This is a genomic window from Pseudovibrio sp. Ad5, assembly GCF_001623095.1.
In the GTDB taxonomy this organism is placed as follows: domain Bacteria; phylum Pseudomonadota; class Alphaproteobacteria; order Rhizobiales; family Stappiaceae; genus Pseudovibrio.
In genome coordinates, this window is record NZ_LMCH01000010.1 from 18,241 (window position 1) to 44,121 (window position 25,881).

Below are 25,881 nucleotides of genomic sequence, written 5' to 3' on the forward strand. Positions count from 1 at the left end.
AATGGCGCAGATTACAGTTACAATCAATGATCGCAGCTTTCGCATGGCGTGTGATGATGGTGAGGAAGAACGGCTTCTCGGTCTTGCTCAGCGTTTTGACGACAGCATCAGTAGCCTGAGAGAGAACTTTGGTGAGATTGGCGATCAGCGCTTAACCGTGATGGCGGGCATCATGGTGACGGATCACCTTGCCGAAGTTGAGCGGAAATTGCGTGCCGCCGAAGGGCGTATCGAAGAACTCGGGAAAGCTGAGGCTTCTGTTGAAGAGCGCCTGGCTGCGCAAGAGCAGCGTTATCTGAGCCGCATTGAAGAGCTCGAAAAAGAGCATCGTGAGAAAGAAGCCAGAATTGTTGCGCGCCTGCTGGAAAGCGCAGACAAGATTGAGCAGCTGAGCACTGATATGGACAGCGAGCTGCGCGAAGACGAAAGCGCGGCTTAAGACTTTTTTGTTTCTTCTTTTATCTCGCCTGCAAGTTGGTCTGCTATCGGGCCAACAACCACCTGGACCGAGCCAGCGGCAGGTTTGATGACACCGTGAACGCCGAGTTGCTTCAAAACCGCTTCATTGATGGCATCACTATCTACCACTTTCAGGCGCAACCGGGTTGCGCAGGCATCTATCTCCAAAAGGTTGGCTGAGCCACCCAAGGCTTCAAGATAAGCATGCGCTTTGCTGTTTGTTTCGGTTAGGTTGTCCGCTGTCTTAGCCGCTTTTTCAGTTTCACGACCCATGGTCTTCAGATCAAAAAGCTTAATGGTTGCCACGAATAGAAAATAGTAGACGGCGAAGAATGCTGCTCCAACCGGGATTAACAGGAGTGGTTTTGTGGAAATGCCGTAGTTGATCAGGTAGTCAAACAAACCCGCCGAGAAACCAAAGCCCAGCTTCACACCCAGCACGTTCATGACAACCATCGAGACGCCTGTGAGGATTGCGTGGATCACGTAAAGTGCAGGAGCCAGGAACATAAAGGCAAATTCGATCGGCTCAGTTATGCCGGTCAGAAATGACGTGAGTGCCATGGAGAGCAGTATGCCTCCTACGGCTTTGCGATTTTCTGGCTTTGAGCAATGGTACATGGCAAGGCATGCGGCGGGCAGTCCAAACATCATGACCGGGAAAAAGCCGGCCATGTAAGCTCCGGCGGTTGGATCTCCTGCGAAAAAGCGGTTCAAATCGCCGGTAACCACATCTCCTGAGGCGGTGATATAGTCGCCCAGAATGAACCAGGCGATGTTGTTCAGGATGTGATGAAGGCCTGTGATGATCAGCAGCCGGTTTAAAGCGCCATAGAGGAACAAGCCCACATCACCCATATGCGTAATTGTGTTTGTGAGGGAGATTAAAGCCCTGTCGAACCAGAGCCAGCCATACCCAAAGAGAGCGGCAACGAGCAGCGCGGCGACGCCGGTCACTATGGGTACAAAGCGGCGGCCTCCGAAAAAGGCGAGGTAGTCGGGAAGTTTGATATCCCGGAACTTGTTGTAGAGCAGGCCTGCCGTAATACCCATGATGATCCCGACGGGGACTGCAATACGACCTTCCATCTTGAGAGCTTGTTCTGGACTGAGCCTTGCCAGTTCAACAGCGCCTTGTTGTGCAACGAGGAAGCCGACCAAACCCGCCAGAGCTGCTGCGCCGTGGTTCTCCTTGGCAAAGCCGACTGCGATACCTACTGCAAACAGCATGCCCAAATTGGCGAAAATTGCACTCCCTGCAGAGGCAACGAAGGGAAGATTAAGAAGGTCGGCTTGTCCAATGCGCAGGAGGATCGCTGCGACCGGCAGCACTGCAATTGGCAGCATCAAGGATTGCCCGAGCTTCTGAACGCCTGCAAATGCATTGTTTGACATTCAACTTTCCTTCCTCTCGATAAGTCCCAAGGGCCTTTAAGTCCGTCTTCCTCTTCAAGTGCCCTTATTTACGCGGAAACTATGAAGAAGCTGCCGAACATGCCCCGCGTTATGAAGGGTTCTCGGTAATCGAGTTAATTGTCTTGAAAAATTACCCGCATACGGGATGGCGATACTTGTTTATGACAGTGGGTTACGCTTGATTTAATGTGAAGGTTGGATCCGAGGGGCTGGTAATTTTATTCGCTCTGGCCTATATCACCCATTGCGTTGCTGCGCGGTTCGTCAGGAGACACATATCCCCGGGGCCTTACGCATTCCTTTGGGAGCTGTTCCTTCCCTCGCTCGTGGGCTTGGGGACACGGCGCCCACCTACATAGTAGGTTCTCCGGGATTGCACACTCTCCAACGGCTGTTGTGGCGCGCTCTTATCTTTTTGTTTTCCTCTCTCATTTCAGTGATGTTCTCTTGCTTTGCGATTTTTCGCAGGCTGCATCATACTATGCTGGATTATGCAATAATGAGGTGCGTGTTGACATCCCAAGACATCGAGAATGATGAGTGCAAGCTGGCCAAGCGTGAAGTCCGCAAAGCAGGACTTGCTGCGCGGGCGGCTCTATCGCCAGTAGAGCGGATTGAGCGGTCGCTTGATCTTGTTGGGTATATTGGTGAGCTTGGGGTGGAACCGGGATCGGTTGTTGCCGGGTTCTGGCCTATTCGGGATGAGGTTGATCCACGTCCGTTGATGGATGCGCTGGCGAAGACCGGCTGTTCTTTGTGCCTTCCTGTTGTCCTTGGTGATGATCTTGAGTTTCGCCGTCTGGATAAGGGCGGGCCGCTGGAACCGGCGGGTTTTGGTAGTATGGCACCGGGGCCTGAGGCAGAGGTTGTGCACCCCAACGTGGTGCTGGTGCCACTCTCTGCCTTTGATGGGGATTGCAACCGCATCGGATATGGCAAAGGTTTTTACGACCGTGCATTGAGTGATCTGGAAAAACTTACCGATCTCACTGCGATTGGGGTTGCATTTGCGGTTCAAGAGGTAGAAGAGGTTCCGATGGAACCGCATGATCGTCAATTGGATGGAATCCTGACAGATCATGGGCTTCTGAAAGCTGGTGATTAGAGTGATTTGTCAGGCACTGGGCCTTCTGCGATTTGCATGAAATGCTCGAGAGCTGGCGGGTCTGCTTTGGTCCAAATGATGTGCGCGTATTCTTTCATTATAAAGCCTTAGGTCTGGAATACGTGGCAGGGCATGCCTCGCGTTTAAATGCAATTACGCGCCATGTTCTACGGTTTGTTTTGTGCGTGTCCTGATAGAAAGCCAGCTGAGCATTTCGGGGATACGTCTGAAAGGGTGTATAAATGCAGCTGCTGTTTCTTGGGGATCTTGTTGGGCGCGCTGGTCGCAACGCTGCGACTGATGAACTGCCTCAACTTGTTGAAGACAACCAATTGGATTTTGTCGTTGTGAACGGCGAAAACTCCGCAGCAGGCTTTGGTATCACCGAAGAAATTCTAGAAAATGTACTGGATGCTGGTGCTGACGTTGTTACCACTGGCAACCACATTTGGGATCAGCGCGATACGCTTGTTTATATTGAGCGTCAGAACCGCTTGCTGCGCCCTGCAAACTATCCATCAGGTACACCGGGTAAGGGCGCAAACCTTTACCGTGCAAGAAATGGTGCTGATGTGCTGGTGGTGAATGTGATGGGCCGCGTTTACATGGATGCGCTGGATTGTCCGTTTGCTGCTATCGACAAAATTCTTGCAGACTGCCCGCTGGGCGCTATGGCTGATGCGATCATTATTGATATGCACGCCGAAGCGACCTCTGAAAAGCAGGCGATGGGTCATTTCTGTGATGGCCGTGCCTCTCTGGTTGTTGGCACCCATACGCATGTTCCGACTGCTGATCATCAGGTTCTGGTGGGCGGCACGGCCTATATGTCCGATGCGGGCATGTGTGGCGATTACGATTCTGTTTTGGGTATGGATAAGGAAGAACCGGTCAACCGCTTCCTGCGCAAAGTGAATGGCAGCCGTTTTACACCTGCATTGGGTGAAGCAACGGTTTGTGGTGTTGCTGTTGAGACGGATGACCGCACGGGTCTGGCCAAGCATGTCTCTCCAGTACGGATTGGCGGGCGTTTGTCGCAGATTATCCCACCATTCTGGCCAAGCGCAGCAAACGGCTAAGCCTGAATATACGTCATGCTTACACGTTGATTGGTAGGGAAGAGGAAGGTCGGGAGCTCTCTCGCGGTTTCTTGCTCTGGATTTTGTCGTGTAAGCGTCTTATAAGCTTTCATCAAATTTGCTCGACGTTTTGGCGACATGCGTGTCGGGGAGAGCGTTGTCCAAGCTATCAGCGGCTTGGTGAGCGCTCCTTTGAGCTATAAGTTTAATTTGCAAACACAAGCCGGGAAGACCTATGGCCGGACATTCAAAATTCAAAAATATCATGCACCGCAAGGGGCGTCAGGATGCTGTACGTTCCAAACTGTTCTCTCGCTTTTCCAAAGAGATTACCGTTGCTGCGAAGATGGGTGATCCTGACCCGGACAAAAACCCTCGCCTGCGCCTTGCTGTGCAGAACGCGAAGGCCCAGTCCATGCCGAAGGACAACATTGCCCGCGCGATTGCAAAGTCTCAGGCTGGTGAAGGTGCTGACTATACCGAGATTCGCTATGAGGGTTATGGCCCGGGCGGCACCGCGATTATTGTTGAAGTCCTGACTGACAACAAAAACCGCTCTGCTGCAAATGTGCGCTCCTATTTCACCAAATACGGTGGTTCCATGGGGGAAACCGGTTCTGTTTCCTTCATGTTCGATCGTGTTGGCGAGCTTGTTTACAAGCCTGAAGCTGGTGATGCGGACACCGTCATGGAAGCTGGCATTGAAGGTGGTGCTGATGACGTTGAGAGCGATGAAGACGGCCACACCATTATCTGTGCCTTCGAGGATCTCTCCGACGTTTCCAAGGCGCTGGAAGAAGCGCTGTGCGAAGCTGAGTCTGTAAAGATCATCTGGAAGCCGCAGAATCTTGTAGAAGTGAACGAAGAGAAAGCTGGCACCATCATGAAGCTGATGGATGCGTTGGAAGATGATGATGACGTGCAGAACGTCTTCTCTAACTTCGACATCTCAGAGGAAATCATGGCAAAGCTCGGCTAAGCCTGTTTTCTGATTAAGTTTTAAAGGCGGTGCGTTTTGCGTGCCGCCTTTTTTGTTGTGCGCTTGTTTTGTGAGGGTGCCCCTGATTTCAATGGAGTTGGCTTCGTTCGGGCTCTGTGAAACCTTTTTGCGACTATGATCAGGGTTGAGGCAGGTTGGTGAGTGAGGAAAACGATAAGGTTCGCGTGATTGAGCATGCCATAGGCTCGGCGTGGCGGTTACATTTACTGGCTATTGCCTACGCGGCGCTGTTGGTTCTTGGTGCCGTGCTGGAAACGCCTTCCGGTGTCTGGGAGGAGAGGGCACCGTTGGTGGCGCGGGTCTACGGCTTTTGTGTGCTCAGTGCACCGTATGTGCTGACGATAACTGGCTTGTTGACGGCGCTGTATCTTCGGCAGGCGGTGAACATTGCCCGGACAATGAAAGAGCGCTGTCTGATTGCGACAGCTGCTATTCTAACCATGCCGATCAATGGTTTTCATAAGGGAGAGTGGTGGGTATCCCTGTGCTCAGTCACTGTGACTGTGTTCCCACCTTTGCTCTATATCGGCCTTGCTTTGCTCGGGCAGCCCCTCTCCTTTATCGGATTGGGGCTTTGTGTCGGTGCGTATCTGTTCTGCCTTTATCAAAGACAGATGCTGCTCATCGCTCAAAACAGCAACTTCCTTCAGGACAGAATTTCCGAGCTTGTCAGTATGGCGCAGATCGTTACCGGCTCAGGTAAGAACGAGGACGCCTCCTGATTGATTAATCATCGTCGATGATGGATTCCAAATGCTGCAGTGGCAATGCGCCGTTTGCCTTGAGTGTGCGGATTGCAAAGTTGGAGCGCACATCCTCGACACCGTCCAGTGACATCAGGAAGTCAGAGAGGAAGACGTCGTAGGCTTCCAGCGTTGGGACAACGATCTCAGCAAGGATATCAGATTGACCTGAGACCAGATGACAAGACACGACCTCTGGCTGAGAGGTGACGCGCTCGATGATCGACATGATCTGCGCTTTGCTTTGTTTGCCTACGCGCATTTCAACAAAGACCGTCATGCCAAGACCAACAGTCTTGCGATTCACGGATGCCTGATAGCCGTTGATCACGCCGCTGTCCTCGAGGTTTTTGACGCGGCGCAGGCATGGAGATGGGGATAGGGCAACTTTACCTGCCAACTCTACGTTGGTTAGGCGACCGTCCTCCTGAAGATTCTTCAGGATTTCTAGGTCAATCTTGTCGAGCGATGATTTTGGCATAAATCTGGTTTTTTCGTCTGTTTATAGGGATATTATTGCGGAAACTAAGTTGTTTTTCTTTGTTTCGCAAGATGTGTCGGTTGTTCTTGGCTTCTTGTGGCCGTTATTAACGTGTGTGTATGGTCTTAGGTCATCTGAGAATTCCATCCAAAATTGGCATGCTTGTGATGGCGGCTCCCAAGATGAGTGAATAAGCGAGTGCGCGGTACGAGCGACCGCTTGATAGTGAGAAGCCTTTGGCTCCCAAGTAGATGCTCAGGCCGTATGCCGGGCAGATCAGGAGTGAGAGGAGCAGCAGCTCCTGTGTGATCAGGCCATTCCACCAGAACGCCGCAAATGAGCCGAAACTGGTGAAGAAGAAGTAGGTGATTAGGTTGGCGCGAATAACGCTGACGGGCAGGGGGCCAGACATCCAATAGGTAATGACCGGAGGGCCAGCCAGTTGTGTCATGCCACCGAGCAAGCCGGAAACTGCGCCAACCCCAAAGGAGGTGCGCTTGTTGGGTGCCTTGGTGTAGCGCCAGCCTGAAATCAAAATGATTAGCAAGAGGAGTACCACTCCGGACAGAACCCAGCGCAAAACGTAGGGATCGGCATTCGTGAGTACCCATGCGCCGATAGATACGGTGATCACTGCCCCTCCTGCTGCTGGAAGGACTGTTCTCCAGTCGCAGATTTTGGTGGCTGAGACCACCATGGGGAGTGAGATTGTTGCATCGACCATGAGAAGGGAGGCGGCGGCCAGCTTTGGCTCCATAATGGCGGAGGCGATGGGCATGTAGATCATCGCGGCACCGAAGCCGGCAAACCCACGGGTCAACCCGGCGAGCGCTATAGTTGCGCACACCATCAAGAAGGCCGGGGATTCGAGTCCTGCGACGTCTGGGAGCATATATGCCTCTGCTGAGAAGGTCGGTTTTAGGCTTCCTAGTTGTGCGGACTATAAGTTACGAAGGTGCCTTCCTCCAATCGGGACAATTGGAGGAATTGTCGAGAATTTCTCAATTACCCTCTGGAGAACATCGCAATTTGCCCTTTAGCCTTGTGAAACTGCGGGAAATTGAGTGAGGCAGGTATGGCTAGAGGTCGTGGAAGAATGGCAGGGAAACGACCGCAGCGAGGAAGATGATGCCTTTTGCAGCCCATTTGAAATACGTAGGTGGTGCGCTTTTGAAGGCTTTCGCACCAAACATAAGACAGCCCAGATAGATTGGGCCGGCGATGATCAGGACCGGTATGAGTTCTTTTGTGAAAAGGCCGTTGTAAGCGTAGGAGGCATACGCGGAGACGTCAGCTATCGCGATAAACACGATCATGTTAGCGCGGATTACGTTTTGTGGATGGGGGCCGGTTGCCCAAAGTGTGTAGATGGGGATGGATGGCATCTGGCTGAAGCCGCCAAGCAGGCCAGAGAGTGCACCGACACCGAGGTTCTGTTTACGGCTGGGTTCCTCTGAATAGGTCCAGTTGGACATGAGGACGGCCAGCAGTGCGAGCACTACGATGGATATGCCCCAGTGCAGAATAAAGGGTGGTGCGTTGGCGAGGATCCATGCGCCGACAGAAACGGCAAGGATCGCTCCAATGGCGGCAGGTACGACGCTTTTCCATCGGCACAGCTTGGTTGCCGGAAAAATGAGTGGCAGCGCGACTATGGTGTCGAGGATGAGTAGGGCAGCTGCTGCGAGTTTGGGGCCGATGACCAGCGCAGCGAGGGGGATCCAGACCATACCTGAGCCAAACCCGGCAAATCCGCGCATCAAACCTGCCAAAAGGATGGCTCCAGCCACCAGACACAACTGCAAGGCGGAGTGTGCAGACAATGCTTCAATCATACCGGGTCCTTACCTGCAGGATTTGCAGGAACGCGTGGATTACTCCTGAATTTTAACGGATTAAGCGATTGGTTGAGGTTACCGGCTAGCGTCTTCGGAGATTTTTCGTTACCGGTTTGTTCTATGGATCATTCAATTCGAATCATGGGTGTTGACCCTGGCCTCAGGAACACTGGTTGGGGCATTATTGATGCCAAAGGTAATCGCGTCAGCTTCATTGGAAGCGGCACGATACAATCCAACAGCAAGTACTCTCTCGCAGAACGGCTCAAGCAGTTGTACACTGGCTTGCAAGAAGTGATTGAACGCTATGATCCTTCCGAGGCTGCGGTTGAGAATACGTTTGTGAACAAAGATGCCGGAGCTACGCTTAAGCTGGGGCAGGCGAGGGGGATCGCTCTTCTTGTGCCATCTCTGCACAATCTCGTGGTTTCAGAATATGCTCCGAACCTGGTGAAAAAGACTGTGGTGGGAACCGGGCATGCGGAAAAAGAGCAAATCCGTATGATGGTGAAGGTGTTGATGCCGAAGGCGACGTTTAACTCGGACGACGCGGCGGATGCACTGGCGATTGCGATCTGCCATAGTCATCATCGGGGTAGTGTAACGGGCCGTCTGGCCGCAGCGGAGGCGCGTTTGAAATGATCGGGAAACTCAAGGGTGTCGTCGACAGTTACGGCGATGATTTTGTACTGCTGGATGTGCAGGGTGTTTGTTATCAGGTGCATTGCCCCTCTCGCGTGTTGCAGCAATTGCCGCGTGTCGGCGAAGCTGCTGTGCTGGCCATTGAGACCATGGTCCGTGAGGATATGATCAAGCTCTTCGGTTTTTCCGAGGACAACGAACGTGAATGGTTCCGCATTCTCATGACCGTTCAGGGTGTTGGGGCAAAGGTTGCGCTGGGCATTTTAGGCATCATGCGCGCGACAGAAGTGGCGAACGCGATCGCGCTGGGCGATAAGACTGCGATTACACGGGCACCGGGTGTTGGTAAGCGTGTAGCTGAGCGTATTGTGACAGAGCTGAAAGACAAGGCACCTGCCTTTGCCTCTGTTGAAGATGACACCATTGCTGTTTCCCAAAGCGTTGCGGAAAATGTAGCGTCCCGGCCTGTGGCAGATGCTGTCTCGGCTCTTTCCAATCTCGGTTATCAGCCTGCTCAGGCTTCAGCCGCTGTGGCGGCTGCTGTGAAAACAGCAGGTGAAGATGCGAGCGCTGAAAAACTTATTCGCCTCGGCCTTAAGGAACTTGCGTAATGAATGAGGGTGAGGATCGCCTTGTTACTCCTGAAATTCGGGGCGACGAGATTGACAGCGGAACGCGTCCGCAAACGCTGGATGACTTTACCGGACAGGCGCAGGCTCGTGAAAACCTGAAGGTTTTCATTGGAGCGGCGAAAGCACGGAGTGAAGCGCTGGATCATGTGTTGTTTGTCGGGCCTCCGGGCCTTGGCAAGACAACGCTGGCGCAGATTATGGCGCGTGAACTTGGTGTGAACTTCCGGGCAACTTCCGGCCCCGTGATTGCAAAAGCGGGTGATCTGGCTGCGCTGCTGACCAATCTGGAAGACCGGGATGTTTTGTTCATTGACGAGATCCACCGTCTCAACCCTGCGGTTGAAGAGGTGTTGTATCCGGCGATGGAGGATTACCAGCTCGACCTCATCATTGGTGAAGGGCCAGCTGCGCGGTCTGTGAAGATTGACCTTGCCAAGTTTACTTTGGTGGCCGCAACGACCCGTATTGGCTTGCTGACGACGCCGTTGCGTGACCGGTTTGGCATTCCTGTTCGGCTTGAGTTTTATACTCCGGAAGAGCTGGAGCTGATTGTGAAGCGCGGTGCGCGACTCTTGGGAATCGGTATGAGTGATGCTGGTGCACGAGAGATTGCCAAGCGCTCCCGCGGGACACCGCGTATTGCAGGACGTTTGTTACGTCGTGTGCGGGACTTTGCGATTGTTGCCGGGGATGCTGAGATTGATAGTGGGCTTGCTGACCGAGCTTTGCGGCAGCTGGAAGTGGACAGTGCTGGCTTTGACAGCCTCGATCGGCGTTATCTGAAGCAGATTGCGCTGAACTTTGGTGGTGGCCCTGTTGGGATTGAGACGATTGCAGCTGCTCTTTCTGAGCCGCGGGATGCGATTGAAGAGATTGTTGAGCCGTATCTTATCCAGAATGGCTATCTACAACGGACACCGCGTGGTCGAATTTTGACGCCAATCGCTTTCAAACACCTTGGTTTGGTGGTGCCTGATAACCCGAATGCACCTCAGATGGCTCTTTTTCAACACGCTGAAGACTGACCTGCAGATATGAACACTAAAAAAACTGAGGCAAATTGGCCCGATCTGACGGGGCGAATTGACGGTAACGAACATATTTTGCCTGTGCGTGTGTATTACGAGGACACCGACTTTTCCGGCGTCGTCTATCACGCGGCTTATCTGAAGTTCATGGAGCGTGGCCGCACTGAGCTGCTGCGTATGCGCGGTGTGCATCATCATGAACTGGATTCAGGCATGCATGGGGAGCGTCTGGCGTTTGCTGTTCGCCATATGGACATTGATTTTCTCAAGCCTGCACGAATCGATGATGTGCTTGAAGTTCATACGGATATCAGTGAAGTGAAGGGTGTCCGGATGTTTATAAGCCAGAGAGTTATGCGTGGTGACGAAGTTTTGATCAAAGCGCGTGTGACTGCCGTGGCCATTTCTGCGGACGGGAAACCACGCAGATTGCCCAAGGATCTAGTCGCCCAAATGAACGGCGAATAAGCGCGATAATCATCGCGAAAAATCACCAATATTCATTCAAAGTAAACGGGACTGGAAACCTTTTAATCCTTCAGTAACCTTAAACAGGTCTTTTCATTTATGCCTTCAATGCTGGCTGTAGTCGAAGTTTCGCCAAATTCGACAGGCAGGAAGGCTGCTAAATGTTTAATAGACTGGTTGTGTCCATGGCAGGGGTTCTACCGTGGACAGGTCTTTGGGTTATCAGGGCAAGAGGTCCTTATTACATGAACTCTAAGGTGATGAAACTCGTTGTGGCCATGAGCGCAGCGGCGGCTTTGTTGACGCCATTGGCTGCAACGGCTCAGGACGTGCAATCTGTTGAGCTGGGTGCAGCTCCGGGTTCGGGCTTGTCCTACATTTCGTTGTTTCTGGAAGCAGACATCGTCGTCAAGATTGTAATGATCGGTCTGATCGCTGCTTCTGTCTGGAGCTGGGCGATTATCTTTGACAAGATTGTTCTTTACGGTCGCTCTCGTCGCCAGATGAACCGTTTTGAGAATGTGTTCTGGTCCGGCCAATCTCTCGAAGAGCTTTATAAGTCTTTATCCTCCCGCGCGAATAACGGAATGTCCGCATTGTTTGTGGCTGCGATGCGTGAGTGGAAGCGCTCTCATGAAGGGGATAAGCCTGCGATTGCCAGTTTGCAGCAGCGTATCGACCGCGTGATGGATTTGACCATCTCCCGTGAAGTTGAGCGCCTTGAAAAGCGTCTGTTGTTCCTTGCAACGATTGGCAGTGCGGCTCCATTTGTTGGTCTGTTTGGTACGGTTTGGGGCATCATGAATGCGTTTACGTCCATTGCAGCTTCCAAGAACACCAACCTTGCCGTTGTGGCTCCAGGTATCGCCGAGGCGCTGTTTGCGACCGGTTTGGGCCTGATTGCAGCTATTCCGGCGGTTATTGCTTACAACAAACTGCAGAGCGATTCCGGCAAGCTTGCCGCGCGTATGGAAGGCTTTGCAGACGAGTTTTCCGCCATTTTGTCCCGCCGCATTGATGAGCGAGGATAACCCATGGGTATGAGCACTGGAGCAGCTGGTGGTGGTGGTCGTGCAGGTGGCAGACGTGGTCGCCGCAGGCATTCTCACGCACCGATGAGCGAGATCAACGTAACGCCGATGGTGGACGTGATGCTGGTACTGCTTATCATCTTTATGGTGGCAGCTCCCTTGCTGACTGTCGGCGTGCCGATTGACCTGCCTGAAACTCGCGCAAAAGCGATGGAAGGTGATACTGAGCCGATAGCAATTTCGGTGAAGTCTGATGGGGGCGTGTTCATTCAGGATACCGAAATCCCTATTGATGAGTTGATCGCGAAACTCGGTGCGATTGCCGAGAATGGTTACAACGAGCGTATATACGTGCGTGGTGATCAGGATGCCGATTATGGAATCATCATGAAAGTTATGGGTCGCATCAATGCTGCTGGATACAAGCGCATCGGGCTCGTCACTCTAGAGGAGCAGGGTTAACCGGGAATGCGTGCAGGCCTTATCGCATCGCTAGTTGTTCACGTGGTCGTGCTTGTTGCCGGAGCGGTTTCGCTTAACTTCGGTAAAGAGCTGACCACTGCCCCGGTGGATTCACTGCCCGTGGATCTTGTGCCTGTGAGCGAGCTGACAAAGCTGCAGCTAGGCACAAAAGAAGCGAAGGAAATCAAAGAGGCTGCGTTGCAGCCGACCAAGAAGCCTGCAGAAAAGCCAGAGCCGGAGAAAAAGACCGGTGAAGCTAAGAAAGAGGTGAAGAAGGTTCAGGAAGCGAAAAAGGAAGTGCAGCAGGCTGAAACACCGCCGCCGCCACCAGAACCAGCTGAGCCAGAACCAGCCCCAAAGGAAGTGCCAAAAGAAAAGGCTCCTGCGGAGACTGCAGAACTTGGTCCTGAAATAGAAAAAACAGAAAAGCCGAAGCAGGTCGTTAAAGTCCGTCCACGTTCCAAGCCAAAGCCTCCAGCGCGCCCTAAAGCGCCGAAGAAGGAAGAGCCGAAGAAGAAGGAAGACTTTAACTCGAAGATGGCGGCTTTGCTGAACAAAACGAATGCGAAGTCGAGCGGGACTGCAAAGTCCGCAAAACCGGCTTCTCTTGGATCCGAATTGGGTCAGACCAACGTGAAGATGAGCCAGTCTGAACTGGATGCGCTTCGCGGACAGGTTGCCCGGTGCTGGAACCCACCTGTGGGTGCCGCTGGTGCTGAAGATCTTAACGTTCGCCTAGAGTTTAACTTGAGCCGTACCGGTGAAGTTGAAGGGCAGATAAAGGTTCTGAATTCCAGCAGTAACCCGACATTCAGAGCTGCTGCAAGCAGTGCAGAACGCGCGGTCTATCGCTGCGGTCCGTATTCTCTGCCAGCAGCTAAATATGATGCATGGAAAACCGTCATCTTGAATTTTGATCCTCGCGATATGCTTGGATACTAGGTATTGAGATTGAAAGGAGCTTAGGTCTATGTCCTTTGTGATGGGGCTTAACCCAATGCGTACAACAGGAGTCAAGCAGCTGTGGCGTCATGCATGTCGCCTTGTGGCTGCTGCTGTTACTGTTGCTGCGATCTCTCAACCTGCATATGCCCTGATTGAACTCGATATTACTCAGGGCAACGTTGAACCTATGCCGATTGCAATTTCTCCCTTTGCAGGTTCCGGCTTGCAGGAAGATGTGGCAGGGCAGATTTCTCAAGTTGTTGCAGCGGATTTGCAGCGCTCGGGCTTGTTCCGTCCGATTGATCCGACAGCGCATATTCAGCAGGGAATGAATGTAGGCACCATGCCGCGCTTTGGCGATTGGAGAACCATTGGTTCTCAGGCTTTGGTGACTGGTTCCATTGCGCAGCAGGCAAACGGACAGATCCGGGCAGAATTTCGTTTGTGGGATGTGTTTGCCGGTCAGCAGTTGATTGGCCAGCAGTTCTTCACCACACCGGAAAACTGGCGTCGTCTGGCACACATTATTTCCGATGCGGTTTACCAGCGTTTGACTGGTGAGAAAGGCTACTTCGATACCCGTGTGGTCTTTATTGATGAAAGCGGTCCGAAGGATGCGCGCCGTAAGCGTCTTGCGATCATGGATCAGGATGGTGCTAATGTGCGCTACTTGACCCGTGGTGATGATCTTGTGCTGACACCTCGGTTCTCTCCTGTCTCACAGGAAGTGACCTACATGTCTTATGTGGGCGGTAATCCGCAGGTTTACCTGTTCAACATTGAAACTGGACAGCGTGAGGTTCTCGGCAACTTCCCGGGTATGACGTTTGCGCCGCGCTTCTCGCCTGATGGTCAAAAGGTCATCATGAGTTTGCAGCAAGGCAGCAACGCCAACCTTTATCTCATGGATTTGCGTACTCGCCGGACAACGCGTCTGACCAACACAGCTGCAATTGACACCAGTCCTTCCTTCTCTCCGGATGGAAGTCAGGTGGTGTTTGAAAGTGACCGTGGCGGTTCTCAGCAGCTTTATGTGATGAATTCTAATGGAAGTGGAGCAACGCGCATTTCCTTTGGTCCAGGTCAGTATTCTACGCCTGTGTGGTCGCCGCGCGGTGATTTGATTGCCTTTACCAAGGTGCATCAGGGGCGCTTCATGATTGGCGTTATTCGTCCGGATGGCAAAGGGGAGCGTATTCTCACCGAGGGCTATCACAACGAGGGGCCTGCGTGGTCTCCGAATGGACGTGTGTTGACTTTCTTCCGGGATACTGTGGGTGAGCAGGGCGGTCCTCAGGTCTGGACGGTTGACCTGACTGGCTATAATGAACAGCTGGTTCAGACGCCAAACTTTGCTTCAGATCCAGCGTGGTCTCCGTTGCTCGACTAATCAAAAAGCTGAGCCCCTAATTTCTTGCGGGAATTTGGGGGCATTAGCACTTCATTAACCAATAAATTCAAGTTACCCTTAACCAAGTTGGTCTAGGGCTTTTTTAACCCTCGGGGTTTGAGGGACAGGAGATTCTATAAATGTCAAAGACGCTGTTCGCGCGCGGAGCGCGTTTCGCCGCTGTGGTGGCTGTGTGTCTCGTCGCAGCAGCTTGTTCGCAGACACGCCCTGAACTAACCAGTGGCAATAGTTCTGTTGCAGCTGGCTCTGGACAGGACTTCGTTGTGAATGTTGGGGATCGTGTATTCTTCCTCAATAACCAGAGCTCCATTGATGGTTCTGCTCGAGCAGTGCTGGACAAGCAGGCTCAGTGGCTGCAGCACTATAAAAATTACTCAATTACTATTGAAGGTCACGCTGATGAGCGCGGCACCCGCCAGTACAACATTGCACTGGGTGCGCGACGTGCAGCTGCAGTTCGGGAATACCTTGTTGCAAAAGGCATTAGCCCAACCCGCATCAAGACTCTTTCCTACGGTAAAGAACGTCCGGTTGCGGTTTGTAATGCGGCTTCCTGCTGGAGCCAGAACCGTCGTGCTGTGACAGTTCTGAACGGTCAGTAATTGAGTTTGACTCGCTGAAATATGGAAAAGGCTTCTCTAAATTGGGGGAGCCTTTTTTGTTGAAACTCCTGCAAACTTGTAGGAGAACGGAAATTGGTCGGGGAGAAGCCGCAAATAGGAGAGAAACACTGAATGTGTGCCCTATTTTCGTCTTTTCCTCTTGCCAAGAGATGAGAAATTCCGACCCGGCCCCTGTAGGGTGTCTCAGGAGATAATTGATGGCTCTTTACCGACGTATTGCAACTAGCTTTGTTGTTCTTGCGCTTGTAACCTCTACAAGTTTACCAGCATCTGCGCAGCTTTTTGGTTCATCTAAAAATGATGAAACCGCACAGAACACTGCTCGCCTTGGTCAACTTGAAGAGCAGGTTCGCTTGCTGACAGGCAAGGTTGAAGAGCTCAATCACAAACTACGCCTGACTGAAGATGCGCTGCGGCGCTCTCAGGAGGACGTTGAGTACCGCCTGCAGCAGTTGGAAAATCCGGGTCAGACACCTCGCGTTGTCCAGCCTCCTGTTGTTCAGCAGCCGAGCACGACGGCTCCGACAAATAGGTCTCAGCAACTTTCTACGCTGAATACGCCTGCACAGGGAACGAATAGCGGTCCGTTGGATCTTTCTCAGATTGCACGCGGCAACAACGCTGCGCCTACCGGTTCCACACCTGCACCAAGTTCTGGTTCTCTTCAGTTCTCTGGCAGCGTGAATGAACTGCTGAGCGGTGATCCGCAGTCGGACTACAATGCTGTTTATGGTCTGATGGTAGGCGGTAACTACCCTGCCGCGACCGAGGGTTTTGATACTTTTCTTGGCATGTATCCTGATCATGAGCTGACTGCGAATGCGCAGCATTGGCTTGGCGAAAGCCTGCTGGCTCAGCGTCAGTATGAGAACGCTGCACAAGCTTTTCTAAAAAGCTATACTGATTTTCCTGAGAGTGAACTGGCTCCTGAAAGCTTGCTGAAATTGGGGACTGCCCTTACAGGTATGGGGAATGCGCCCGCTGCTTGTGAGACTTATAAGCAGCTTCTCGCCAATTTCCAGTTTGCAGCCCCTGCTGTGCTGGAGCAGGCCAAGGTTCAACAAAAACGTGACAACTGCCTCTAATCAAGTTGCTCTCTTTTCTTCCGACGAGCTGAATGAGCTTTTCGGAGAGTATAAGTCTTTCCGCCGGATCGCCGTTGGTGTGTCCGGCGGTGCTGATTCTATGGCTCTGCTTTACCTGTTGAAGCAGTGGACGCAGGAACTGGGGTTTTCTGCTCCTGAACTTTATGCTTTCACAGTCGATCATGGTTTGCGTGCTGAGGCTGCCAGCGAAGCTGCAGGCGTTGCGCAGTATTGCCGGCGCATTGACGTGCCACATGAGACCTTACATTGGATTGGTGAGAAACCGTCTTCAAACATCCAATCGGAAGCCCGAGATGCGCGCCATGCTCTTTTGCGACAGGCTGCTGAAGACCACGGATGTGAGGGGCTCTTTCTAGGTCATCATCTGGAAGATCAGGCAGAAACGTTTTTGACACGTCTGGCGCGGGGCAGTGGGGTTTATGGTCTTGCGTGTATTCGTAAGGACCGCGAGTTGGATGGATTTCAGATTTGCCGTCCATTACTCGAAATCAGCAAGGTTCGGCTCAAGTCGCTTTTGCATTCTGCCCAGGTGCCATGGTTTGAAGATCCCTCTAATGAAGATGAGCAGTTTACGCGTGTAAAATTTCGACAAGCGCAGCAAGAGCTCGACGAACTTGGGTTGACTGCGGCGAAGCTTTCCGACACGGCGCGACGCATGGCCCGTGCTGCTGATGCGATTGATGTTTGGGTGGATGAAGTAGCTGAGAAATCCTGTACGTTTCATAGTGCCGGACCCGTCCGTTTTGACAGTTCGTGTCTGGAGTACATTCCCGATGAGATTGGCTTGAGGCTGGTTGGACGGCTCGTCCGCTACATTTCTGGCGCGCCTTATATGCCGCGCCTTGCCAAGCTTGAGGGGCTTTATGAAACTCTGAAAACAGAAGATGGGAGCAGGGCGGCCACTCTAGGCGGGGTCAGGTTTGCGCTGGCGAAACCGCATGACGAATCTACCTGGTTTTGCTTTCGAGAGGCCGGCAGGGCTGGCTTGCCGGAGATTGAAGTTAAGCCGGGAGATGAAGGAATATGGGATGATCGCTGGCGTTATAAAGCGGCGCATTCTGCAGAAAGCTTCAAAATCACTTATGTTCAAAAAGAGCTTTGTGGAGATTTTGAGCTAGAAATTCCTGCTAACTGGCTGAAAACAGCATTTCTGACAGCTCCGCTTATTGTTTTTGCGGGTGGGGTATCCTACATGCCTTGGAAGAAGATTGGTCGAACAACAGCTGATGCTGATGTAAGATCGAGGACCTACGGGATTTCGATGGTTCCAGTGAGCAGAACATTTTGAGTAAATCTTAGTTTTGCTGGCGTTCTGTTAAATCTATGCATTTATGCTTTAGAGGAATGCAACTTGAACGTCTGGGCTGGTAAAGTCGGAATTAACGGAGCATCAATCCTGAATTTTCAGGGGTAACCGGCAAAATTCCGTTGGCCTTAAGAAAACTGAGAAAGAATCTGTGTCATTCTCAGGAAAACGTAGAAAGCCCATTAGGGCTCGCTATGATCTTGACAGAGACACGTGCGAGGATCGCCGCCACCTTGCGGTAAAGGGATCGAAATGAACACCAATTTCCGGAATTTTGCCCTCTGGGTGATTATCGGTCTGTTGCTGATAGCGCTGTTCCAGCTCTTTCAGAACCCGACCTCACGAAGTAACACTAATGAAATTGCTTATTCTCAGTTTATCAATCAAGCTGAGCAGGGCGATATCCGTGAGGTCACGATTCAACAACAACAGATTACCGGCAAATACAGCAATGGCGGTACTTTCCAGACCTATGCGCCTAGTGATGCCAAATATGTTGATGTGCTGCAAACCAAAGGCGTTTTGATTAACGCGAAGCCACCTTCCGAGAGTTTCTCTCTCTTTGGAGCCTTGATTTCATGGTTACCGATGCTGTTGATCCTCGGTATCTGGATCTTTGTGATGCGTCAGATGCAAGGTGGTGGTGGCAAAGCTATGGGCTTTGGCAAATCCAAAGCGAAACTGCTGACTGAAGCTTCTGGCCGTGTGACGTTTGAAGACGTTGCGGGCATTGACGAAGCGAAGGAAGACCTTCAGGAGATTGTTGAGTTCCTGCGTGACCCGCAGAAATTCCAGCGTCTTGGTGGTCGTATCCCACGCGGTTGTTTGCTTGTTGGTCCTCCAGGAACTGGTAAGACCTTGACAGCCCGTGCAGTGGCTGGTGAAGCAAACGTGCCGTTCTTCACCATTTCCGGTTCTGACTTCGTTGAAATGTTTGTTGGTGTTGGTGCTTCTCGTGTTCGTGACATGTTCGAACAGGCGAAGAAAAACTCCCCATGCATTATCTTCATCGATGAGATCGATGCTGTTGGCCGTCACCGTGGTGCAGGCCTTGGCGGTGGTAACGACGAACGCGAACAGACCCTCAACCAGCTCCTTGTTGAGATGGATGGTTTTGAAGCGAATGAAGGTGTGATCATCATCGCAGCGACCAACCGTCCTGACGTGCTTGATCCTGCGCTTCTGCGTCCGGGTCGTTTTGACCGTCAGATTGTTGTGCCAAATCCAGATGTCACTGGCCGTGAAAAGATCCTCAAAGTTCACATGCGTAAAGTGCCTTTGGCTCCAGACGTAAACGTGCATACACTTGCTCGTGGAACACCTGGTTTTTCTGGTGCTGACTTGATGAACCTTGTGAACGAGGCTGCGCTTCTAGCCGCGCGCCGCTCCAAGCGTCTGGTCACCATGGCTGAGTTTGAAGATGCTAAAGACAAGGTGATGATGGGTGCGGAACGTCGTACGCTTGTCATGACCGAAGAAGAGAAAAAGCTGACTGCTTATCATGAAGCTGGTCATGCGCTGGTTGCGATGCATATGCCTGCGTCTGATCCGGTACACAAAGCAACTATTATTCCTCGTGGTCGTGCGCTGGGTATGGTGATGCGGTTGCCTGAGAAAGATCAGGTTTCTCTGACCCGTGCGAAGTGTAAAGCTGACCTTGCTGTTGCTATGGGTGGCCGTGTGGCTGAAGAAATGATCTTCGGTTATGAGAAGGTTACTTCTGGCGCTTCCGGCGATATCCAGATGGCAACCAAGCTTGCGAAGGCTATGGCGACGCAGTTTGGCATGTCCGATAAGCTTGGCCCATTGCTTTACGGAGAAAACCAGGAAGAGGTCTTCCTTGGTCACTCTGTTGCGAAGAGTCAGAATGTTTCTGATGAAACCCAGAAAATGGTTGATGCGGAAATAAAAAGCTTCGTTAATCAGGGCTACGAGACCGCGAATAAGGTTCTGAAAGAGCATGAAGATCAGCTGCATCTGATTGCTCAAGGCTTGTTGGAGTATGAAACTCTCTCCGGTGATGAAATTCGCAAGATGCTTGATGGTGAGCAGCCTGTGCGTGATACCGGTGATGATAGTCCATCTACTCCGCGCTCTACTGGCGTGCCTACTGCCGGCGGAAAAAAGCATGGCGGTGAAGGTGAAGCTTCTGATGGGCTTAACCCACAGCCGCAGAGCTAACAGCCAGTCTTCTTGATGGCGCTTTAAAGTATTAAATGCCCGGCTGTTCAGTCGGGCATTTGCTATTGAGGCTCAATTGTTTGGCTTTGTATTGATGAGAATTCACCTTTGCTGCTGCGGCAAATTGCGGGTGAAACGTAATATTTGGACACATCATTTGACAGGACCAGGCAAGGGCAAGCGTGTATCACCATTTCAATTAGATTTATCGTGAGCGATACGCTCCGCATTTGAGAGTTCAGGGAAACATTAAATGTCGCGAAAATACTTTGGCACCGATGGAATGCGCGGTACTGCAAACAAGTGGCCAATGACCGCGGAAGTTGCGCTGAAGGTTGGAATGGCTGCTGGTGTGGTGTTCCGCCGTGGTAAATATCGGCATCGCGTGGTTATCGGCAAAGATACGCGCCTGTCTGGTTACATGTTTGAAAATGCTCTCGTCGCTGGCTTTACTGCGATGGGTATGGATGTTTTTGTGCTTGGCCCGATGCCAACCCCAGCGGTTGCAATGTTGACGCGTTCGTTGCGTGCTGACATTGGTGTCATGATTTCTGCGAGCCATAACCCATTCGAAGACAACGGGATCAAGTTCTTTGGTCCAGATGGGTTCAAGTTGTCTGATGAAGTTGAGCTTCAAATTGAACGTCTCATCGATAGTGACATGAGCCAAAGCTTGCCGGCACCAGACACTCTGGGTCGAGCAACGCGTATCGATAGCATGAAGGATCGCTACATTGAGTTTGCAAAGCGCACCTTGCCGCGGGATCTGAACTTGAATGGCATGCGCATCGTGATCGATTGTGCAAACGGTGCTGCCTATAAGGTTGCTCCAGAGATCCTTTGGGAGTTGGGTGCAGAAGTGTTCCCGTTGGGTGTTGATCCGGATGGCTTCAATATCAATAAGGACTGCGGTTCCACTGCACCAGATGCACTTGCAAAGAAGGTTCATGAAGTTCGGGCGGACATCGGGATCGCGCTGGACGGTGATGCAGACCGTGTGATCATCGTGGATGAAAACAGCAAGGTGGTTGATGGAGATCAGCTGATGGCCGTGATTGCTGAATCCTGGAAAACAGATGGCCGTCTCTCGGCGCCAGGCATCGTTGCGACCGTGATGTCGAATCTAGGTTTGGAGCGTTTCCTGAAAGGGCTTGGCCTTTCTCTTGAACGTACCAAAGTTGGTGACCGCTATGTTGTTGAGCGGATGCGTGAAGGTGGCTTCAATGTTGGCGGAGAGCAGTCCGGCCATATTGTGATGTCTGACTTTGGTACGACTGGCGATGGTCTCGTCGCTGCATTACAGATTCTTGCTTGCGTGAAGAAGACGAAGAAGCCGGTCTCAGAGGTTTGTAACCGATTCGTGCCAGTGCCTCAGGTCCTTAAGAATGTGCGCTATGCGAGTGGTAAACCTCTCGAAGATAAGGCTGTAAAAGCGGTTATTAAGGCTGGAGAAGAGAAGCTTGGTAAACAGGGTCGCCTTGTTATTCGCGCTTCTGGTACTGAGCCACTCATTCGTGTGATGGGTGAGGCTGATGATGCAAATCTTCTGAACAAGGTGGTTGATAGCATTGTTGACGCAGTTAAAAAGGCTGCAGCTAGCTAGCTGAAATTATTTAATTTATCGAGTTTTGAGAGCGGGTATCTTCGGATGTCCGCTTTCTTTGATTTGAAATCTGAGGGGTGCATAAGTAAATGTAAATTAACTTTCTAGCATTTGCTTGGTTTGTGTCTGTTAGTTGTTTGTTAATAATAAATATTAGGGTTAAGAATACTGGTTAATTTATAGGTAATTCTTTCTCTGTAGAAAGTGCTTAGGTTTTAATCAAGGGCAATCATCTCGCGTGACAGGTGCCGTTTGAGAGGACATAAGCATGAAGTATTTTAGTAAGGTGCTGACATTGAGCGCAGCTGCGCTGGTTTCGTCTGGTGTTGCTTATGCAGCCGACCTCCCAGCACCTGTATTCGTAGAAGAGCCAGAGCTCCCACAAGTGGAAATTGGTGGTGGTTGGTATCTGCGTGGTGATATCGGCTACAAAGTCTATCAGAATCCAAAAACGAAATTCTCTCATATCAAATTCAATGATGAAGAATTAGAGCCAACGGGAATTGTTGGTGTTGGTGTTGGTTATCGCGTGAATGATTTCATTCGCACAGATGTGACACTGGACTATGAATGGGATGCTGACTTTACGGCAAAAGCTGAGTGTATTGGTACTTGTAGTACCTCCGGCACCTCAGATGAGTTTGCGACACTCGATGTCTGGACTGTTCTTTGGAATGTCTATGCTGGCCTAGGGTATTACAATGGCTTCACTCCATATGTTGGAGCTGGTGTTGGTGCATCTTATGTGAACGCAAAGAACGTCCGTGCGATCAATCCAGATGGTACCAGAGTCAAATATCCAAAAGGACATTGGTGGAATTTCTCATGGGCTCTTATGGCAGGTACGTCCTATGAGATCGATGATAACTGGAAAATTGATGCAGGCTACCGCTATCTGAACATTGGTGCGGTGAAGACAAAGTCGTTCTCCAGCAATGGTAAGACCTCCGGTATCAAGTATGACAATCTCGCTGCGCATGAAGTGCGTGTTGGATTGCGTTATGAATTTGGTGGGTCTTCCAATGGTGGTTATGACCAGCCGATCGTCACAAAATATTAGGTCACAGACTGGTGCGTCTCCAGTTTAACTCCTGACCAAAACTTTCAAGAGCCTGTCCTGCGACAGGCTCTTTTTTTGATCAAAACCAGAGGATATGCGGAATTGAAAGATTGGTTATCCACTGGATGGATATGCAAAATATATCTAATCGTACGCAGCGTTTAATTGATTGAATGTTGCTCTGCAAAAAAAACATTTGTTGACGAGATAAGTCGTTTCGCATAGACCCGTCGGTGGGACACCCCTCCCCAACGAGGGGCACCTATCTGAAAGGGTAGTCATTATGACGAATACGACAATGCCGGCCACAAAACCGGTAAACCCGAACTTTTCTTCGGGTCCATGTGCCAAGCGTCCGGGCTGGACACTTGCAATCCTTGCAGATGCGCCTCTTGGCAGATCTCACCGTGCAAAGATTGGTAAGGCGAAGCTGAAAGAAGCTATCGAGTTGACGCGTGAAGTCCTCGAAGTGCCTGCTGATTACAAAATCGGAATTGTTCCTGCTTCTGATACAGGTGCTGTTGAAATGGCACTTTGGTCGCTGCTTGGTGCGCGCCCAGTTGATATGGTTGCCTGGGAAAGCTTCGGGTCCGGTTGGGTTAGCGATGTCATGAAGCAGCTCAAGCTTGCGGATGCACGCAAGATTGAAGCTGGCTATGGCGAGTTGCCAGACCTCAACTCTATAAATTTCGACCACGATGTGGTCTTCACCTGGAACGGCACCACCTCTGGTGTGCGAGTGCCGAATGGTGATTTTATTCCGGCAGACCGTAAAGGCCTGACCATCTGCGATGCGACTTCTGCTGCTTTTGCGCAGGAGCTGGAATTCGATAAGCTGGATGTTGTGACGTACTCCTGGCAAAAAGTGCTGGGTGGTGAAGCTGCTCACGGCATTCTGATCCTGTCGCCTCGTGCTGTTGAGCGCCTTGAGAGCTATACGCCTGCATGGCCGATGCCGAAGATCTTTCGCCTTACTAAAGGTGGCAAACTGATCGATGGTGTGTTTGAGGGCGCCACCATCAACACGCCGAGTATGCTTTGCGTTGAAGATTATCTGGATGCTTTGGGTTGGGCCAAAGAACTGGGTGGCCTGAAAGCACTGATCGCGCGTGCTGATGCAAATACCGCTGCAATTACTACTTGGGCTAAGAAAACTGATTGGGTTGACTTCCTGGCAGTAGACCCGGCAACCCGTTCCAATACTTCTGTTTGTCTGAAGATTGTTGATCCGGAAATCACGAAACTTGATGACAAAGCGCAAGCTGCATTTGCCAAAGCGATCGTGAACCTGCTCGACAAAGAAGAAGTGGCATTCGATATTGGAGCATACCGTGATGCGCCGTCTGGTCTTCGGATCTGGTGTGGTGCAACGGTTGAAACTGCCAATGTGGAAGCGCTTATTCCTTGGTTGGATTATGCTTTTGCTGCTGAAAAAGCAAAGCTGGTTTCTGCTTAAAACTCCTTTTTTTGAACGAAAAAGTTCCGGTCGCCCTGTGTGACCGGTTAACCTGACGCAAGAAGTGTATCTGGCTCCCGCAACATGTGAATGGGAGGGTACCTTCGTTGACTTGAAAGGTTAGCCCGATGGCTCCTAAAGTTCTTATTTCCGATAAGCTCTCTGATAAAGCAGTTCAGATTTTCAAAGAACGCGGTTGCGATGTCGACTTCCTGCCAGACGTTGGCAAGGATAAAGAAAAACTCGCTGAAATCATTGGTAAATATGATGGTTTGGCGATCCGTTCCGCAACCAAAGCAACAGAGAAAATCATCAAAGCGGCGACTAACCTGAAGGTTATCGGTCGCGCTGGTATTGGTGTCGATAACGTTGACATTCCGGCAGCTACTGCCAAGGGTATCGTTGTGATGAACACGCCGTTTGGTAATGCCATCACGACTGCTGAACATGCGATTGCGATGATGTTTGCAGTGACCCGTCAAATTCCGGCTGCTGATGTTTCCACGCAGGCTGGCAAGTGGGAAAAATCCCGCTTTATGGGTAACGAAGTCACCTCAAAAACACTGGGTCTGGTTGGCTGCGGTAACATTGGTTCTATCGTTGCAGACCGTGCTATCGGCTTGAAAATGAAGGTGATTGCGTTCGATCCGTTCCTGTCTCATGAACGTGCTATCGACCTTGGTGTTGAAAAGGTTGAGCTGGAAGACCTCTTCAAGCGCGCCGACTTTATTACACTGCATACCCCGCTGACTGATCGTACCCGTAACATTATTGATGCGGATGCAATCGAGACCATGAAAGATGGTGTCTACCTCATCAACTGTGCCCGTGGTGGTCTCGTTGATGAAGATGCTCTGCGTGCTGCGCTGGACAGTAGTAAGGTTGCGGGTGCTGCGGTTGACGTGTTTACTGTAGAGCCAGCTAAAGAGAACGTATTGTTTGGTGCTCCAAACCTCGTATGTACGCCTCACCTTGGTGCCTCCACTTCTGAAGCTCAGGAAAACGTTGCGCTGCAGGTAGCTGAGCAGATGTCTGACTATCTGGTCAATGGCGCTGTTTCTAATGCTCTGAATATGCCGTCTATTACTGCAGAAGAAGCGCCACGGCTTGCTCCATTTGTGAAACTGGCGGAGCAGCTTGGTTCCTTTGCTGGTCAGGCGACAGAGACAGGCATCAAAGCGGTTCGTATTGAATACGAAGGCGATGTTGCAGAAATGAACGTCAAGGCTTTGACTGCTGCTGCACTTACAGGTGTTCTGCGTCCTCTGCTGCAAACTGTGAATATGGTTTCTGCTCCTGAAGTTGCTAAAGAGCGCGGCATTGTGATTGAAGATGTTCGCCGCGAACAGCATGGTGCTTATGAAAACTATATTCGCCTGACAGTTATCACTGAGCGTCAGGAACGTTCTGTTGCTGGTACGGTGTTTGGTGATCAGAAGCCGCGTATCATTCAGATCAAAGGCATCAACATGGAAGCAGAGCTTGGCGAGAACATGCTCTATGTGACCAACCAGGATAAGCCAGGCTTTATTGGTCAGCTGGGCTCCATTCTTGGTGATGCGAAGATCAATATCGCGACATTTAACCTTGGCCGTAAGGTTGAAGGTGAAGAAGCGATTTGTCTTGTTGAGATTGATGGTGAAATTGCTGAGACGACCGTGGATGAAATCGCTGCGATTGCGCAGGTGAACCAGGCGAAACTTCTGCATTTCCCTCAACAGGGCTAAGCTATTTTGGGGAATAGATTAAGAAAAGGCGGTCTTCGGGCCGCCTTTTCTTTTTCCGGTGGTCATATGACTAGTGGAA

25 protein-coding genes and 1 other RNA gene are annotated in these 25,881 nt (G+C 51.3%); 22 read left to right on the plus strand and 4 right to left on the minus strand.

Annotated elements, in window-relative coordinates; genetic code table 11:
- Position 1: 1 nt before the first annotated feature.
- The gene (locus PsAD5_RS06645; protein WP_063290226.1) at positions 2–439 is read left to right on the plus strand and encodes a cell division protein ZapA; all 438 of its coding nucleotides are present in this window, start codon (positions 2–4) and stop codon (positions 437–439) included.
- On the opposite strand, the gene nagE is transcribed toward PsAD5_RS06645, so the two are convergent.
- Positions 436–1,854, minus strand: coding sequence for an N-acetylglucosamine-specific PTS transporter subunit IIBC (nagE, locus tag PsAD5_RS06650; protein ID WP_063290225.1), 1,419 nt, complete (start codon positions 1,852–1,854; stop codon positions 436–438). The genes PsAD5_RS06645 and nagE overlap by 4 nt on opposite strands.
- 267 nt (positions 1,855–2,121) lie before the next feature.
- On the opposite strand from nagE, the gene ssrS reads away from it, so the two are divergent.
- From ssrS to PsAD5_RS06675, 5 genes are all read left to right on the plus strand, one after another.
- A non-coding RNA gene (gene ssrS / locus PsAD5_RS06655) (6S RNA) lies at positions 2,122–2,281 on the plus strand.
- A gap of 105 nt (positions 2,282–2,386) precedes the next feature.
- Complete coding sequence (locus PsAD5_RS06660; protein WP_063291570.1) at positions 2,387–2,980, plus strand: 5-formyltetrahydrofolate cyclo-ligase; 594 nt, start codon at positions 2,387–2,389, stop codon at positions 2,978–2,980.
- 242 nt (positions 2,981–3,222) lie between these two features.
- Positions 3,223–4,059: a TIGR00282 family metallophosphoesterase gene (locus PsAD5_RS06665; protein WP_063291526.1), complete on the plus strand. Its 837-nt coding sequence runs from the start codon at positions 3,223–3,225 to the stop codon at positions 4,057–4,059.
- A 235-nt stretch (positions 4,060–4,294) separates the two neighbouring features.
- Positions 4,295–5,038 (plus strand): YebC/PmpR family DNA-binding transcriptional regulator, encoded by a 744-nt coding sequence (locus tag PsAD5_RS06670; protein ID WP_063291527.1) that lies wholly within the window; start codon positions 4,295–4,297, stop codon positions 5,036–5,038.
- A 158-nt stretch (positions 5,039–5,196) separates the two neighbouring features.
- A complete protein-coding gene (locus PsAD5_RS06675; protein WP_208988523.1) occupies positions 5,197–5,781 on the plus strand; it encodes a hypothetical protein in 585 nt (194 codons plus the stop codon).
- 4 nt (positions 5,782–5,785) lie between these two features.
- Here PsAD5_RS06675 and PsAD5_RS06680 read toward each other — a convergent pair whose 3' ends face one another.
- The 3 genes from PsAD5_RS06680 to PsAD5_RS06690 all read right to left on the minus strand — a co-directional run bounded on the left by PsAD5_RS06680 (position 5,786) and on the right by PsAD5_RS06690 (position 8,118).
- A complete protein-coding gene (locus PsAD5_RS06680) occupies positions 5,786–6,283 on the minus strand; it encodes an Lrp/AsnC family transcriptional regulator (protein WP_057461985.1) in 498 nt (165 codons plus the stop codon).
- Positions 6,284–6,413: 130 nt separating this feature from the next.
- Complete coding sequence (locus PsAD5_RS06685) at positions 6,414–7,175, minus strand: sulfite exporter TauE/SafE family protein (RefSeq protein WP_208980554.1); 762 nt, start codon at positions 7,173–7,175, stop codon at positions 6,414–6,416.
- Positions 7,176–7,362: 187 nt separating this feature from the next.
- Complete coding sequence (locus tag PsAD5_RS06690; RefSeq protein ID WP_063291529.1) at positions 7,363–8,118, minus strand: sulfite exporter TauE/SafE family protein; 756 nt, start codon at positions 8,116–8,118, stop codon at positions 7,363–7,365.
- A gap of 123 nt (positions 8,119–8,241) precedes the next feature.
- On the opposite strand from PsAD5_RS06690, the gene ruvC reads away from it, so the two are divergent.
- The 16 genes from ruvC to serA all read left to right on the plus strand — a co-directional run bounded on the left by ruvC (position 8,242) and on the right by serA (position 25,802).
- Positions 8,242–8,763, plus strand: coding sequence for a crossover junction endodeoxyribonuclease RuvC (ruvC, locus tag PsAD5_RS06695; RefSeq protein ID WP_082827053.1), 522 nt, complete (start codon positions 8,242–8,244; stop codon positions 8,761–8,763).
- Complete coding sequence (gene ruvA / locus PsAD5_RS06700; protein WP_057461983.1) at positions 8,760–9,374, plus strand: Holliday junction branch migration protein RuvA; 615 nt, start codon at positions 8,760–8,762, stop codon at positions 9,372–9,374. Before ruvC ends, ruvA begins: the two co-directional genes overlap by 4 nt.
- Positions 9,374–10,420, plus strand: coding sequence for a Holliday junction branch migration DNA helicase RuvB (ruvB, locus tag PsAD5_RS06705; protein WP_063291530.1), 1,047 nt, complete (start codon positions 9,374–9,376; stop codon positions 10,418–10,420). The genes ruvA and ruvB overlap by 1 nt, the downstream gene beginning before the upstream one ends.
- 9 nt (positions 10,421–10,429) lie before the next feature.
- On the plus strand, positions 10,430–10,891 hold the full coding sequence (gene ybgC, locus PsAD5_RS06710; RefSeq protein WP_063291531.1) for a tol-pal system-associated acyl-CoA thioesterase: 462 nt from the start codon (positions 10,430–10,432) through the stop codon (positions 10,889–10,891).
- Positions 10,892–11,136: 245 nt separating this feature from the next.
- A complete protein-coding gene (tolQ, locus tag PsAD5_RS06715; RefSeq protein ID WP_063291532.1) occupies positions 11,137–11,922 on the plus strand; it encodes a protein TolQ in 786 nt (261 codons plus the stop codon).
- Between the two features lie 3 nt (positions 11,923–11,925).
- Entirely contained in the window at positions 11,926–12,384 is a 459-nt protein-coding gene (tolR, locus tag PsAD5_RS06720) for a protein TolR (RefSeq protein ID WP_057461980.1), read from the plus strand.
- 6 nt (positions 12,385–12,390) lie between these two features.
- Positions 12,391–13,326, plus strand: a complete 936-nt coding sequence (locus tag PsAD5_RS06725) for a hypothetical protein (protein ID WP_063291533.1) — start codon at positions 12,391–12,393, stop codon at positions 13,324–13,326.
- Positions 13,327–13,381: 55 nt separating this feature from the next.
- Complete coding sequence (gene tolB / locus PsAD5_RS06730) at positions 13,382–14,719, plus strand: Tol-Pal system beta propeller repeat protein TolB (RefSeq protein ID WP_063291572.1); 1,338 nt, start codon at positions 13,382–13,384, stop codon at positions 14,717–14,719.
- A gap of 140 nt (positions 14,720–14,859) precedes the next feature.
- Complete coding sequence (pal, locus tag PsAD5_RS06735) at positions 14,860–15,342, plus strand: peptidoglycan-associated lipoprotein Pal (protein ID WP_063290216.1); 483 nt, start codon at positions 14,860–14,862, stop codon at positions 15,340–15,342.
- A gap of 218 nt (positions 15,343–15,560) precedes the next feature.
- Entirely contained in the window at positions 15,561–16,448 is an 888-nt protein-coding gene (ybgF, locus tag PsAD5_RS06740; protein WP_057461977.1) for a tol-pal system protein YbgF, read from the plus strand.
- Positions 16,432–17,757, plus strand: coding sequence for a tRNA lysidine(34) synthetase TilS (tilS, locus tag PsAD5_RS06745; protein WP_063291534.1), 1,326 nt, complete (start codon positions 16,432–16,434; stop codon positions 17,755–17,757). The genes ybgF and tilS overlap by 17 nt, the downstream gene beginning before the upstream one ends.
- A gap of 270 nt (positions 17,758–18,027) precedes the next feature.
- Positions 18,028–19,956, plus strand: a complete 1,929-nt coding sequence (ftsH, locus tag PsAD5_RS06750) for an ATP-dependent zinc metalloprotease FtsH (protein WP_063291535.1) — start codon at positions 18,028–18,030, stop codon at positions 19,954–19,956.
- Between the two features lie 253 nt (positions 19,957–20,209).
- Positions 20,210–21,559 (plus strand): phosphoglucosamine mutase, encoded by a 1,350-nt coding sequence (gene glmM, locus PsAD5_RS06755; protein ID WP_063291536.1) that lies wholly within the window; start codon positions 20,210–20,212, stop codon positions 21,557–21,559.
- 268 nt (positions 21,560–21,827) lie between these two features.
- Positions 21,828–22,619: an outer membrane protein gene (locus PsAD5_RS06760; protein ID WP_063291537.1), complete on the plus strand. Its 792-nt coding sequence runs from the start codon at positions 21,828–21,830 to the stop codon at positions 22,617–22,619.
- Positions 22,620–22,902: 283 nt separating this feature from the next.
- Positions 22,903–24,075: a phosphoserine transaminase gene (locus PsAD5_RS06765; protein ID WP_063291538.1), complete on the plus strand. Its 1,173-nt coding sequence runs from the start codon at positions 22,903–22,905 to the stop codon at positions 24,073–24,075.
- Positions 24,076–24,203: 128 nt separating this feature from the next.
- Entirely contained in the window at positions 24,204–25,802 is a 1,599-nt protein-coding gene (gene serA, locus PsAD5_RS06770; RefSeq protein WP_057461971.1) for a phosphoglycerate dehydrogenase, read from the plus strand.
- The last annotated feature ends 79 nt before the right edge of the window (positions 25,803–25,881 follow it).

What these genes read in the sequence shown, in the direction of transcription:
- PsAD5_RS06645 (WP_063290226.1), top strand. Translation starts at nt 2, where the DNA reads ATGGCGCAGATTACAGTTACAATCAATGATCGCAGCTTTCGCATGGCG.
- nagE (WP_063290225.1), bottom strand. Translation starts at nt 1,854, where the DNA reads ATGTCAAACAATGCATTTGCAGGCGTTCAGAAGCTCGGGCAATCCTTG.
- PsAD5_RS06665 (WP_063291526.1), top strand. Translation starts at nt 3,223, where the DNA reads ATGCAGCTGCTGTTTCTTGGGGATCTTGTTGGGCGCGCTGGTCGCAAC.
- PsAD5_RS06670 (WP_063291527.1), top strand. Translation starts at nt 4,295, where the DNA reads ATGGCCGGACATTCAAAATTCAAAAATATCATGCACCGCAAGGGGCGT.
- PsAD5_RS06680 (WP_057461985.1), bottom strand. Translation starts at nt 6,283, where the DNA reads ATGCCAAAATCATCGCTCGACAAGATTGACCTAGAAATCCTGAAGAAT.
- PsAD5_RS06685 (WP_208980554.1), bottom strand. Translation starts at nt 7,175, where the DNA reads ATGCTCCCAGACGTCGCAGGACTCGAATCCCCGGCCTTCTTGATGGTG.
- PsAD5_RS06690 (WP_063291529.1), bottom strand. Translation starts at nt 8,118, where the DNA reads ATGATTGAAGCATTGTCTGCACACTCCGCCTTGCAGTTGTGTCTGGTG.
- ruvC (WP_082827053.1), top strand. Translation starts at nt 8,242, where the DNA reads ATGGATCATTCAATTCGAATCATGGGTGTTGACCCTGGCCTCAGGAAC.
- ruvA (WP_057461983.1), top strand. Translation starts at nt 8,760, where the DNA reads ATGATCGGGAAACTCAAGGGTGTCGTCGACAGTTACGGCGATGATTTT.
- ruvB (WP_063291530.1), top strand. Translation starts at nt 9,374, where the DNA reads ATGAATGAGGGTGAGGATCGCCTTGTTACTCCTGAAATTCGGGGCGAC.
- ybgC (WP_063291531.1), top strand. Translation starts at nt 10,430, where the DNA reads ATGAACACTAAAAAAACTGAGGCAAATTGGCCCGATCTGACGGGGCGA.
- tolQ (WP_063291532.1), top strand. Translation starts at nt 11,137, where the DNA reads ATGAACTCTAAGGTGATGAAACTCGTTGTGGCCATGAGCGCAGCGGCG.
- tolR (WP_057461980.1), top strand. Translation starts at nt 11,926, where the DNA reads ATGGGTATGAGCACTGGAGCAGCTGGTGGTGGTGGTCGTGCAGGTGGC.
- PsAD5_RS06725 (WP_063291533.1), top strand. Translation starts at nt 12,391, where the DNA reads ATGCGTGCAGGCCTTATCGCATCGCTAGTTGTTCACGTGGTCGTGCTT.
- tolB (WP_063291572.1), top strand. Translation starts at nt 13,382, where the DNA reads ATGCGTACAACAGGAGTCAAGCAGCTGTGGCGTCATGCATGTCGCCTT.
- pal (WP_063290216.1), top strand. Translation starts at nt 14,860, where the DNA reads ATGTCAAAGACGCTGTTCGCGCGCGGAGCGCGTTTCGCCGCTGTGGTG.
- ybgF (WP_057461977.1), top strand. Translation starts at nt 15,561, where the DNA reads ATGGCTCTTTACCGACGTATTGCAACTAGCTTTGTTGTTCTTGCGCTT.
- ftsH (WP_063291535.1), top strand. Translation starts at nt 18,028, where the DNA reads ATGAACACCAATTTCCGGAATTTTGCCCTCTGGGTGATTATCGGTCTG.
- glmM (WP_063291536.1), top strand. Translation starts at nt 20,210, where the DNA reads ATGTCGCGAAAATACTTTGGCACCGATGGAATGCGCGGTACTGCAAAC.
- PsAD5_RS06760 (WP_063291537.1), top strand. Translation starts at nt 21,828, where the DNA reads ATGAAGTATTTTAGTAAGGTGCTGACATTGAGCGCAGCTGCGCTGGTT.
- PsAD5_RS06765 (WP_063291538.1), top strand. Translation starts at nt 22,903, where the DNA reads ATGACGAATACGACAATGCCGGCCACAAAACCGGTAAACCCGAACTTT.
- serA (WP_057461971.1), top strand. Translation starts at nt 24,204, where the DNA reads ATGGCTCCTAAAGTTCTTATTTCCGATAAGCTCTCTGATAAAGCAGTT.